This is a genomic window from Flavobacterium ginsenosidimutans, from assembly GCF_003254625.1.
GTDB classification, from domain to species: Bacteria; Bacteroidota; Bacteroidia; order Flavobacteriales; family Flavobacteriaceae; genus Flavobacterium; species Flavobacterium ginsenosidimutans.
The window spans coordinates 258,468-270,482 of record NZ_QJRJ01000082.1 but is presented as its reverse complement, the minus strand read 5'-3'; the positions used below and the strand labels follow the sequence as shown (position 1 = coordinate 270,482).

The following is a 12,015-nucleotide window of genomic DNA, read 5'->3' as shown; positions in this document are numbered from 1 at the left end:
TTAATATATTTGCGCTTCCTAAATTACAGAATTATGATACTTAAAAAACTTCTTGCCCATGTGGTATGGTGGCGGCATTGGAAACAACCGTAACGCTTCTGTAAGCGTAGGACACCTTAGCTACATGGGTTTTATATTTCCTAAATTACAGAGTTATGAGTACCAAAACCCTTTCAAAAGAAGCCGAAATCGGTCTAATGAATTTCTTCAACAACAGAATTGACCCACTCGATATGGCAAGAGCCATAAGACAGGTAAATCTAACCCTCGCTTTGGGCGTTCTAAACGATCAAGAAAACATTCAGTTGAATGCTGCCAAACTTGGAGATAGCTTCTATTGGCTCAATGAACTAGCCGAAATTTTAGATCCTTATCTGGATTTGGAGTAAGGTTTATTCTTTTTGAAAAAATTAAAACCCTTGGTCTTTGAAAGAAGATTGAGGGTTTGTTACAGAAAGAATACATGGATTAAATATTTAACTTAAGTCATTTGCATTATTTTTTGAATACCAGTTTTCTGGATGGATCCTATATAAGACAACCTCAAATTTACCACATGCTGGACATTCGATAAATCTTTCTCCTCCCTTATCTATTTCATTATCATCAAAAGCGACATCTTTAGTTATTAAATATCCTTTATCCCAATGTGGGCATTTTATACTAGTATTGATATCAATTCTAAATTTTTCAACTGCGTTTAACCATTTATTTCTTTCATCCATACTTATTCAAATAAATTAAATGTTTTTTCAGTAGAATTTAAAGTTTCTGAATTTTAATTCTTTTAAAATCAACCCGATAGTGCGGATTTGAAATCCGTGTCCACAATAGCAAGACATAAAACAAATCATTAAAACAAAAGTAACATAGATTAAAATGCCTTTATATATTTACTTTTTATTTAACTATAACCTTTATTGCGACAATATTCTTTAAATTTAATTTGATACTCTTCCATTTCTTCTTTTGTAGCTAATCGTAAATTATTAGTTAAGAGAGAAGTCATTTCAACTTCGTTATTCTCCTCAAATGTCCATAACTCAACTAGAAAATAATCCGGATAAAAATCTTCGATAATAATAGCAAACTGCCCATTCCATTCCTTCTTTAAGTGTTCTACAACAATACACAAATCATATAATTTCATAATATTTCTATTTAGCAAATCCAGCAAATGGGGTTGAAAGAATTAATTCCCCTCTGGTGAGCTTTTTTTATCTCAAGCCAAAAATTTACTACATTAACAAAACATTCAGTAGAAGACTAATAATTGCTTTCTTTTTTAACTATAACCTTAGCTACGATTACAATATTCTTTAAATTTAATTTGATATTCCTCAATTTCTTCTTTAGTTGCGAGGCGAAGATATACCTTATTTAAATAATTAATATCCGCCCCATCTAATTTCTCAAAATTCCATAATTCCAAATGATAATCATCTCCCTCGTCCATATCAAGAATGAAAGCATAGGTTCCTTCTTCATAAACTAGTACATTCTGTTTTAAAATACATAAATCAAATCTTTCCATAATTATTTAATTTCTTTTACAAAAGGAGAAGATAAAACTATTTCACTAATCTTACCCTATAGCGCTGATTTGCAATCCGTGCCTGCAACAGTGAACTACGAAACAAATCATTGAAACAAAAGTTATACTACTTAATGTGCTTTTAAGATTAACAAAGGGAACAAACCAATCTTTACGGGCACGGATTGCAAATCCGCGCAATCGGGTTTTACTTTTATTATATTGCCCCTATACTCATTTCGTTTATCAAGCTTGCCCAAGCTCCTTTTTCAGCAGCTTCTTTATCTATATCAAATATCATTTCCTTCAATAAACTAGCATATTTTTCGTAGTTACAATTTTCATAATATGCTCCAAATGATTCCGATAATATTAAACGACGAATAACAAAATCATAAATAAAAGAACATAATAATAACTTGTCTAAATTTGAATTAATAATAGAATAAAAGCTATTTTCTCTATATCCCCCGTATGTAATTATTCTATTAGTCCTTAGTTCAATCCCAAATTTCATATCTGATAGATGAGTAGCCTCACCAAAACAAAAAATTGATTCTTCAATAATTGGATCTATAAAATTAATTTTAGAATAAACTATTTTTTTTGGCAATCCAATATTTTCAATAATATAAATTAAACTTTTATCTAACTGATTTTTTATTTTTCCAGTTAGTTTTATTTTATGCGTTTCAACATTAAACTCATTCATAAGTAAATTATTTAAGTAAATTTATAAGAGCTTCAAATCTCTGATTTAATGATTCTCTTCTTTTCGCAATAATTTCTGCTGGAGCAGTGCTGTTCCCTGGATAATCATATGAAAATGATTTTTGCGCAGAAAAGAAATTCTTCTCTAACATTATTTTACAGTTTGATGTCTCAAGCGAACATGGTTCCAGTTCACTATAAATTCTTTTCACACTATTATTAGAAATACCATTTTTCTCAAACCAATTTTTAGCAATCTGTTCAGCATGAGTTCCTATTCCTATTTCAGTAGTAAAAGCTTTTTTTATTAAAACACCATTTGTATCTAAATATTCAAATACAGCAACATTCCCTCTATGGTTTGGCTCACTTAATGTTTTTCTAAATTGCACTGCAAATTGACTTAAATCTTCGCTACCTAAAGCAACTTTTTTTAACGTATTTGCGATCACATTCCCTTCAACCCCATACTTCTCAGGATGAGCCTGTAAATCTTCTAAAGCATCCTCAACCTGTTTTGCAGTATATTTTCCTCCCTCCTCGCAATAGGAAAAATTTACTTATACAAAAAACACATCTCTAATCTATACTTAATTTTAATTGCTTTTTACCTAATTCAGTTAGTTCATAATTGTTCCTTATATTAATAATTATATATTTTAGTTTAATAAACTCATTGATTTTTGACTTTAAATCAAATTCGTTATCGAACAGAATTTCATAATTCTTATCTCGCGCAATTATATTTAGAGATGAATTTATCATTTTCAAAGAAGCTCCTTCACCTTCATCAACATTTTTTATTATCAATAAAACTATTCTATCTACTTTGTTAATCATATTCTTTTAATAATTCTTCAATACTTGGTCCGCATTTGGAATACTTCTATTTCAAACCAAACATATAAAATATTTTAAGGATGTTTATTTTATCTTTTCTAAATACTTTTTTCCTATTATTGTAATCTCGTATGGAGAAGTCTTAGAAATCATTTCCAATTGCTTTAACTCTTGAAGCTTATCTCCAATTCTAAAATTTAATGAAATTCCAAAACTATACCCAAGTTCATCATAGAGCTTTCTATCCAACACTGAGATTCCCAATCCTTCTTGGTTTTCATTTAGTATTTTTAAAATACTTAAACAAACTACATCTATTTCTACTTTCATTTTTGAATATTTGGGTGATAAAGTGATCGTATTAATTTTCCATTATAATCCATAATCTCATACAATTGAAAATCTTCTAAAGTAGCCGCATGTGCATTATCCCATACATAATCTGGAATTTTTGAATAATGTGTGTTTTCGAAGCCCAATTCTTTATATCTTTTAAATTCTTGTATTTCATGAGTGTAATATCTCAAATCAAATTCAGTAGCTTTAAAATTTCCTTTTATTATATTATCGAGCCTTTGTAACATACCATCATTCCATCCATCATGTTCTAATCTTGATATATGCTTCCTAACAATAGTTATCCCTTCTTCACTGATTTGTACATTTTTCCAATCTAATTTTAAAATAATTCCACCTGCATTATTAGGATCAAACACTCTTTGTGAATATTTCCCTTTTACAAGTCCATTTTCTAATATTTCCCCAATATCGGAAAGCTTTTGACCATACTTACTTAATTTGATAGGAACTGCAGTATTATCAATATCATACTTCTCAGGATGAGCCTGCAAATCCTCTAAAGCATCTTCAACCTGTTTTGCCGTATATTTTCCTCGCCACGCAGAAAACTTACTTATACCAAAAGTAACTACTTTTTGAACTACAATATTTAAAATTCCCTGCTTTATTCCGTTTAAGGTGCTTTGGCTTACATCTACATCTGACAAGCTTTTTCCGCTTTTCATCTGCTTTAAAACATCATCGCTAAAGCCTACCGCAAAACCACTTGCGCCAGCACAGGCAGTTCCACATTTATTTACTAAAGCAGCAGTTGCACAGCTTGTCACGGCACTAGGTATAGAAACCTCTTTCATTAGCTGTTTTGCAGTGAAATTTTCATTCAGGAATCTTTTTACAATAGCATTAATTCCCATTTGAAAACCAACATCAAGCGTAAATCCTGAAATGCATTCTGTTGCTTTTATGCTTCCTAGAGCTTCAACCGATCCTAGTCCTAATGCTCCGTAAAATACCATTTGCTCCATTGCGTCTGCAAATTGGGCTTGCGTAGAAATACCTTTTGCAATACTTGCGTTTTGCTTGCAGTATTTTTCCGCCTGATCTGGTACAGGGTCTTTAAAGTATATAACCACATCAATTCCCGCAGCATTTCCATCTACATTGTTTGGAGCATAACTTAGCCAAAACTTTGTAATTTTCTGTTTATTTAATTCTGGGTCTTTAGTTTCAATCAAAAATAAATTCTGTACAGGATTGCTAATACTCCAGCCTTTATAATGTGTTATTTTTAAAGCTCCATTTCCTTCATCATAAATTGAAAGCGCGTATGTTTTATCTTTTCCGGTATTTTTTGAAACTTCGCTTGCTGCCAGCTTTAAATAATTCACTTTTTCAGTGGCTAAAAAGGCGACTATATTTTTTAAAGCATCATTGCATTCGTCGCTGAGCAGTTTATCTAGTTCATTGTACTTTTCATTTATTTTTGTTAGGTTTTCTTTGGTTTGATCGCCTGCTGTGGTATAATTATTAGAAGCCAGTTCGACAAAAACAGGGTTTAAATCTGCTAATTTTTTCTTAAGTTCATCTGAAACGTTATAAGATTCGACTATGGCTTTATACTGTTCATTTGCTTTTTCTAAATTTTCATAGATTTCTTTCCAGTCTTTATTGTATTTTTCTTCTTCAACTGCTCCCGAAATTTTTTGATTTTCTAATTCATTCGCTTTATCTAGCAGTCCAGTAATCTGATTTAACAACCCTTTGAAATCAGCTGCTAATTCTTTTGCATCAGCAACATTATCCCAATCTGATCTATAACTTGTTTCTACAACACCGCTTATTAGCTGATAGTCTGTATTAATTACAATGTCTTTAAACTCAACAGCTATTTTAGTGTCTGCCAGATATGGCACAATAATGTATCCTTTTCCTGTATAAGGACTATGCTCTTTTCCTAATTCCAAAACAGTAACCGGAAAATCGCCTGCTGTAAAGGTTTCGCTTTGTATTAGGTTATTGAGTGGGGTTTTATTGGTTATGCTCAGATTGGGTTTTATTCCGCAATTATAGCTTGCAATTGCATTTTCTTTTTTAGGTATTACAAACGTGTTGGTATTCGAGTAGGTAAAACTCTGAATTCCATCTGCTTCTGTCGTACAGCTGGAACCTACTCTAAACTCATATTCTGTTTCTGGCTCCATATTGGTCAATAAAACCTGATTGTTAAGGCTGTAAGAAGAAAACCATTCAAAAGTTTTTTCAGTTGTTTTTCCTCTTTTGTTGGTTTCCGCAATGGCTTTTTTTCTGTACTGAACCTGATATTTGGTATGGTCTGGAGTTCCCTGCCATGTTATTTTTACGGTGCTGGAACTAACAATTTCTGATAGAGCAAAAGTTGGCGCATTACACTTTTGGGTATATTTAAACCAATAGATTTCGCTATAGCCGTCATTTTTAAAAATTGCATTTTCTGAAAGTCCAGTTGTTGATACTGCACGAACGCGCCAGGCATAGCGCATTCCAGGCGTTAGGACTGGCATGCTTAAATTATAAAGCAGCGCTGTTCCAAAAAGTGTTTCTTCGTATAAAACAGGTGACATTTGAAACGCAAACTGTGGATCGAGTGTTGGATCTAAAAGCTGTTTTAATTCAAATTTATAGGAAACATTTGTTGCGTTTATCTGGCGCGGTGTCCAGGTAAACATAATATTTGGAAAATCGCTTTCTGCTATCTGTTCGTTTTTCTGCGGTGTATTTAAAAGTGGAGGATCGTTTAAAATTAAATACAGACTGGCACAGCTCTTCTGGGATATTCTTTGATTGGTAATGTAATCATACATTTCAAAACAAAAATTATACATTCCTTCTGGCAGTCCATTTGCATATTGTGAAGGGTTAATTCCCTGCAGGTTTTCTAATCTGAATAAGGCAGAAATATCGGTATTGGTGAGAGTTAGAAGTTCTCCGCCGTTTATAAAAATCGGTTTCTGTCCCTGTACATAATCGCTGGTTTGTATATTAAGTCCATTACCTTGTATGTAAAGTTTCAAACGAACCTGTCGGTTGTTGATCGAAATGTCGGTTGGATTAATCAGCAGCTGCATTTTAGTATCCATACTGCCAGCATAATCTGAGATTTTAACGCTATATGGACTTTTGAATACTGCTGTTAATTGAACAGGATAAAGTTGTGCATTACTATAAAAATTTGTAGTAATAAATAGAACTAACGCAATGTATCTTTTGATTTTATTTTTCATTCTCTACAGGTAATGGTTTTAGGTTAGCTTGTTTTACCTGATTAAAAAATCCTACAAAACAATCAACGAACATAATCCTGCAAAAAATTAAAAACCTCCTCAATAGGACATTAAAATAGCATAATAAGCCAATAATGAATTATTTCTAGAAAAAATGCAATTGGAAAATTCTGAAAACATCTTTCTATTTTCTTTTTAATGAGTTGTTTTAAATAACATAATTAAAATAAAAAGAGCTTGATATGAATTACACTCTATCAAGCTCTTGTCTTACATTAAAAAATTCACCCCAAACTCATCCCTCCATCCATAATAACATCCGCTCCAGTCATAAACACCGCAGCATCACTACTCAAATGCGAAACCATTTTAGCCACATCTTCTGCCTTTCCCATTTGTTTTAGCGGGACCTTTTCTACTACGACATCCATAATGCCTTTTACGGTGGTTTCGTCTAGGCCAACTTTGTTCATGACTTCGGTTTGAGTTGGTCCTGGGCTAACCGAATTGACACGAATCTTTCTTGGCGCTAATTCTAAAGCCGCCGATCTCATAAATGAATTCAAAGCGGTTTTACTCGCCGAATAAACCGAAGATCCCGGACCCGGCATACTCGCAGTATTCGAAGAAAGAAATACCACTGAAGCGCCATCTTTCAAGTTCGGGATAAATTTGCTTAAAGTAAAAAAAGCACCTTTTAGATTCACATTCATAATATTGTCGTACAATTCTTCTGTGGTTTGTTCGATCATTCCTAAACCCGCGATTCCTGCATTGATAAACAAAATATCAACCGAACCAAAATCAGCTTTTACTTGAGCTGCCAGTTTTTCGATATCCAAAATATTCGATTGGTCTGCTGTGATGGCGTTAACACCAAGTTCTAAAGCTGCTTTTTCTATGGCTTCTTTTCTTCTTCCTGTAATAATTACGTTTGCGCCTTGCTCTTTTAATTGTTTGGCTGTTGCGTAACCTATTCCGCTGTTTCCGCCTGTTATCACTGCCACTTTATTTTTTAAATTGTCCATTTTATATGTGTTTTAAATTAATGAGACAAAGGTAAATTCAAAATGGTATAACTTTGTAACCAGTATCACCGAGTATACCAGAAGTACATTTTAACATTAAAATAGTAATGAAAATAAGTTTAAGTGAAAAATCTAATTTTCATGTTAAATATTGAATCTACATTCTTTACTTTTTTGGTTAAAATTCTTCGATTTATTTATATTTTTAAATCAATTCTCTTAATTTTTTTTTAAAACTTCATTAAACGCCTGTTAAATCTTAACAAGAATTCATTGAAAATTCTGTAAAAAAAGGTATATTTGAGTAATACAGAAATTTATTATCGTGCAAGAAAAAACAAAATCACATAGTTTTATATTTCCAAAAACTCCTACTGGAGTCGATGGATTAGATGAGATTACAGAAGGAGGATTTCCGCAAGGACGACCAACTTTAATCTGCGGTGGTGCGGGATGCGGTAAGACTTTATTGTCTATGCAGTTCCTTATAAAAGGAATTACAGAGCATAACGAACCAGGAGTTTTCATGTCTTTTGAAGAACCTTCAGACGACTTGACTCTAAATGTTAAATCATTAGGCTTTGACCTTGAACAGCTTAAAAAAGATAAAAAGCTTGTTGTAGATCATGTTCGCGTTGAAAGATCAGAAATTGAGGAAGCAGGCGAATACGATCTTGACGGCTTATTTATTCGTTTAGGACACGCTATCGATTCTATAAAAGCCACTCGTGTTGTATTGGACACCATCGAATCGCTGTTTGCTGGTCTGGACAATCAAGCCATTTTACGAGCTGAATTACGAAGGTTGTTTCATTGGTTAAAAACAAAAGGCGTAACAGCAATCATCACTGGAGAGCGCGGTGAAGCGACTCTAACCCGTCAAGGTCTGGAAGAATACGTTTCAGACTGCGTAATTGTTCTTGATCATCGTGTAATTGAACAGGTTTCGACTAGAAGGCTTCGAATTGTAAAATACAGAGGTTCAACACATGGAACAAATGAATATCCGTTTTTAATTGATGAAGAAGGAATTTCGGTTCTTCCAATCACTTCTCTAAAATTGGATAACGAAGTTTCCTCAGATATTATTTCTACAGGTGTTCCTGGATTAAATGAAATGTTTCATGGTGGCGGTTTCTACAGAGGAAGCAATATTTTGGTTTCGGGAACTGCGGGAACAGCTAAAACGACAGTTGCCTGTTATTTTGCTAATGAACAATGCGAAAAGAACGAAAAAACGATTTACTTCGCCTTTGAGGAATCACCGCATCAATTGGTTCGCAACATGAAATCAATTGGAGTAGATCTGGAAAAACACATCAAAAAAGGCATTTTGCAAATACATTCTTCACGTCCGTCATTAAATGGTCTAGAACTGCATTTGCTTACGCTTAGAAAACTAATCAAAGAGTTTGAGCCGACTACAATTATTATTGACCCGATCAGTAATCTTATTTCGGTAGGAAGCGAACACGAAGTGCGTTCCATGCTCGTTCGATTGATTGATATGCTGAAAGCGAATAATATTACCGCCATGTTCACGTCATTAAACAAACAAAACGACACTTTTAGACCTGATCTGGCAGAAGAATCGGTTTCGTCATTGGTGGATACCTGGATTACAGTCCGCGATATGGAAGGTGTTGGCGAAAGAAACCGCGGTATTTTTATCATCAAAGCCCGCGGAATGGGACATTCTAACCAAGTTAGAGAATTTGTAATTACAAGTAAAGGAATTGAATTACTAGATGTCGAGTTAGGTCCGCAGGGAATTTTGACGGGAGCGGCAAGACAATCTTATCAATTCAAAAAAACCATGTCGGATATTAAGCTTCAAAACGAAATTAGCCGAAAAGACAGAGAAATTGCGCGTAAACGCAAAGTACTTGAAGCTAATATTGAAGCATTGAGAACAGAATTTGAATCGGCTGAAGAAGAACTAAGCATTCTTAAAGCAACAGAAGAATTGCAGGAAAAACTGTCTTCTAAGAAAAAATAAATCAAATGAAAAAAGAAGTAGCCGAATGGCAATTATTGCTTTATATAGCAGGGCAAACGCCAAAATCGATCAAGGCGCTGGAAAACATAAAGAAGTATGCCGAGGAACATTTAAAAGGAAAATACAGCATCGAGATTATCGATTTGCTGAAGAATCCGCAATTGGCAGAAGGCGATCAGATTTTGGCCGTACCTACTCTGGTGCGTAAATTTCCAGAGCCAATTCGTAAAATTATAGGTGACCTTTCTAATGAAGAAAGAGTGCTTGTAGGACTTAATATCAAACCTATAAACTCTTAATCATGGAAGATTCATCTGATGGCACTAGTACAACCAAACATAAGTTTACACTTTTTGTTTCAGGTATGTCTGTTAAATCAGGACATGCAATCGAAAATATACGCAAAATCTGCGACACCTATCTCACCAACAATTATGAATTAGAAATTGTTGATATCAGCCGTGATAAAGAACAGGCTGTGATTCATCAAATTGTAGCAATTCCTACCTTGATCAAAACACAGCCAGAACCTAAAAGAATCATTTTAGGAGATTTATCAGATAAAGAAAAAGTATTATACATACTTAATATAAGCGAATAGTTTGAAGGAAGATAAAAAAAATATAGCCGATTTATTAGCAGAAATTGAATCACTGAAGGAAGAGCTTTATGAATCAAATAGTATTATTAATGCTATAAAACAAGGAGATGTAGATGCGCTTGTAGTAAGCAGTAATGGAGTTCCAGAACTTTATTCTCTAGAAACTGCCGATTACACCTATCGTCTTCTTATAGAGAAATTCGGTCAGGGCGCGCTGAGTATTTCAAGAAATGGATTGATACTCTACTGCAATGAGCAATTTTCAAAATTAGTCGGTCTTCCATCAGAAAAAATAACGGGAACGTACATTTATGAATATTTTACAAACCAAACGCAGTTTATTTCTCTTATAGAAGCACTGAGATATGGAATTACTAAACATGAAATAATTCTAAAATCGGAGAATGAAAAGACTTTTCCAGCTTATATCGCTTTAACCGATCTGGAACCCGCTGTAGAAGCCATTGGAATTGTAATTACCGATTTGACCGAAAAGAAAAAGCATGAAGAAGCTTTAATTCGCCATCAGAAAGAATTAGAAGAAAAAATAAACGAACTGAATAAAATCAATCGTAATCTAGAAGAATTTATTCATGTAATATCACACGATTTAAAAGAACCGTTGCGGAAAATTGTCATGAATACCAGCAGAATTGACGGAAGTTACTTTAAAGACGCCGATACAAAAGCTGTAAATGTCATGAAATTATCGGCTTTAAGATTAAATTCGCTTGTAGATGATTTAGTGCAATATTCTTCGCATACCGCGCAGGAAGAACGAACAGAAATAGATTTAAGAACCATAATTTCGGAAGTTATTGAGGATTTTGAAATTATAATTTCTGATAAAAAAGCCATTATAAAAATAGGAAAACTTCCTATTATTAAAGCTTCTCGAGTGCAAATGAGACAGCTTTTCTCTAATCTTATTTCAAACGCCATTAAATATAGTAAAACAGATATCGCTCCTGTAATAGAAATTTCGCAGGAAGAAAATTTAGATACTGAAATACCAAATCAAAATGCTAAATTTGTAAAGGTTCAGATAAAAGACAACGGTATTGGAATGGAAGAAAGCCATTTGCTTAAAATATTTGTCATTTTTCAGCGCCTGCATGCCAGAAATGAATACTCAGGAAACGGTATTGGCCTCGCAATCTGTAAAAAGATAATGGAAAACCATTCTGGAAATATTACCGTTGAAAGCATATTGAACAAAGGAACAATATTTAACCTTTACTTCCCAATCTTATAAAATGCCGGAAAAATATAATTTACATATCGTAATTGCTGAAGATGACATGGATGATGCAGATGTTATTACAGAGACTTTTAACAATAATCCAAATTTTAGCAAAGTCAGTCTTGTTGCCAATGGCGAGGAACTGCTCAATTATCTAAAAAGCGATCAGAACGAAAATCCCGACGTTATTCTTACCGATATCAATATGCCTATTATTGACGGTATTGAAGCTTTGCAAGAAATCCTTAGCAATGATGAATTAAAAAATATTCCGTGTTTTGTTTATTCAACAAGCATTAATCCTTCTTACAAAGAAAAATGCGATGATATGGGCGTAAAAGCCTACTTAATTAAACCGTATTCTTTTGAAGCTTTCGCTGAAATTCCGAAAACTATTTTAAGCATTATTGAAGCTTAAATTTCGTTTAATCTTAAACTGTTTTTTTTTCATTATTTTAGATTTTTGGTATAACTTTGTAACCAATTAATTTTCTAAGCT

General features: G+C 33.3%; 15 protein-coding genes. 6 read left to right on the top strand and 9 right to left on the bottom strand.

The window, feature by feature from the left end:
- The first annotated feature begins 155 nt into the window (after positions 1-155).
- Entirely contained in the window at positions 156-389 is a 234-nt protein-coding gene (locus DM444_RS21700; protein WP_111290556.1) for a hypothetical protein, read from the top strand.
- An 87-nt stretch (positions 390-476) separates the two neighbouring features.
- On the opposite strand, the gene DM444_RS21695 is transcribed toward DM444_RS21700, so the two are convergent.
- The 9 genes from DM444_RS21695 to DM444_RS21655 form a co-directional block, all read right to left on the bottom strand.
- Positions 477-725 carry a hypothetical protein gene (locus DM444_RS21695; RefSeq protein WP_111290554.1) on the bottom strand — a complete coding sequence of 83 codons (249 nt, stop codon included), beginning with the start codon at positions 723-725 and terminating at the stop codon, positions 477-479.
- A 179-nt stretch (positions 726-904) separates the two neighbouring features.
- Positions 905-1,150: a hypothetical protein gene (locus tag DM444_RS21690; protein ID WP_111290552.1), complete on the bottom strand. Its 246-nt coding sequence runs from the start codon at positions 1,148-1,150 to the stop codon at positions 905-907.
- Positions 1,151-1,297: 147 nt separating this feature from the next.
- Positions 1,298-1,534 (bottom strand): hypothetical protein, encoded by a 237-nt coding sequence (locus DM444_RS21685; RefSeq protein WP_111290550.1) that lies wholly within the window; start codon positions 1,532-1,534, stop codon positions 1,298-1,300.
- A gap of 217 nt (positions 1,535-1,751) precedes the next feature.
- Positions 1,752-2,246 carry a hypothetical protein gene (locus DM444_RS21680; protein ID WP_111290548.1) on the bottom strand — a complete coding sequence of 165 codons (495 nt, stop codon included), beginning with the start codon at positions 2,244-2,246 and terminating at the stop codon, positions 1,752-1,754.
- A 7-nt stretch (positions 2,247-2,253) separates the two neighbouring features.
- Positions 2,254-2,697 carry a nucleic acid/nucleotide deaminase domain-containing protein gene (locus tag DM444_RS21675; protein ID WP_111290546.1) on the bottom strand — a complete coding sequence of 148 codons (444 nt, stop codon included), beginning with the start codon at positions 2,695-2,697 and terminating at the stop codon, positions 2,254-2,256.
- A gap of 127 nt (positions 2,698-2,824) precedes the next feature.
- Positions 2,825-3,085, bottom strand: coding sequence for a hypothetical protein (locus DM444_RS21670; RefSeq protein ID WP_111290544.1), 261 nt, complete (start codon positions 3,083-3,085; stop codon positions 2,825-2,827).
- Between the two features lie 84 nt (positions 3,086-3,169).
- The gene (locus DM444_RS21665; RefSeq protein WP_111290542.1) at positions 3,170-3,415 is read right to left on the bottom strand and encodes a hypothetical protein; all 246 of its coding nucleotides are present in this window, start codon (positions 3,413-3,415) and stop codon (positions 3,170-3,172) included.
- Positions 3,412-6,645, bottom strand: coding sequence for a fibronectin type III domain-containing protein (locus DM444_RS21660; protein WP_111290540.1), 3,234 nt, complete (start codon positions 6,643-6,645; stop codon positions 3,412-3,414). Before DM444_RS21660 ends, DM444_RS21665 begins: the two co-directional genes overlap by 4 nt.
- Before the next feature lie 284 nt (positions 6,646-6,929).
- Positions 6,930-7,673 carry an SDR family oxidoreductase gene (locus DM444_RS21655; protein ID WP_111290538.1) on the bottom strand — a complete coding sequence of 248 codons (744 nt, stop codon included), beginning with the start codon at positions 7,671-7,673 and terminating at the stop codon, positions 6,930-6,932.
- Between the two features lie 325 nt (positions 7,674-7,998).
- Between DM444_RS21655 and kaiC the strand changes: the two genes are divergently transcribed.
- From kaiC to DM444_RS21630, 5 genes are read left to right on the top strand one after another with little or no spacing between them, the layout of a single operon-like run.
- Positions 7,999-9,672 carry a circadian clock protein KaiC gene (kaiC, locus tag DM444_RS21650; RefSeq protein WP_111290536.1) on the top strand — a complete coding sequence of 558 codons (1,674 nt, stop codon included), beginning with the start codon at positions 7,999-8,001 and terminating at the stop codon, positions 9,670-9,672.
- Between the two features lie 5 nt (positions 9,673-9,677).
- Positions 9,678-9,971: a circadian clock KaiB family protein gene (locus DM444_RS21645; RefSeq protein ID WP_095927489.1), complete on the top strand. Its 294-nt coding sequence runs from the start codon at positions 9,678-9,680 to the stop codon at positions 9,969-9,971.
- Between the two features lie 2 nt (positions 9,972-9,973).
- Entirely contained in the window at positions 9,974-10,273 is a 300-nt protein-coding gene (locus tag DM444_RS21640; protein ID WP_111290534.1) for a circadian clock KaiB family protein, read from the top strand.
- Position 10,274: 1 nt separating this feature from the next.
- On the top strand, positions 10,275-11,528 hold the full coding sequence (locus tag DM444_RS21635) for a sensor histidine kinase (RefSeq protein WP_111290532.1): 1,254 nt from the start codon (positions 10,275-10,277) through the stop codon (positions 11,526-11,528).
- A 1-nt stretch (position 11,529) separates the two neighbouring features.
- Positions 11,530-11,934, top strand: a complete 405-nt coding sequence (locus DM444_RS21630) for a response regulator (protein WP_111290530.1) — start codon at positions 11,530-11,532, stop codon at positions 11,932-11,934.
- The last annotated feature ends 81 nt before the right edge of the window (positions 11,935-12,015 follow it).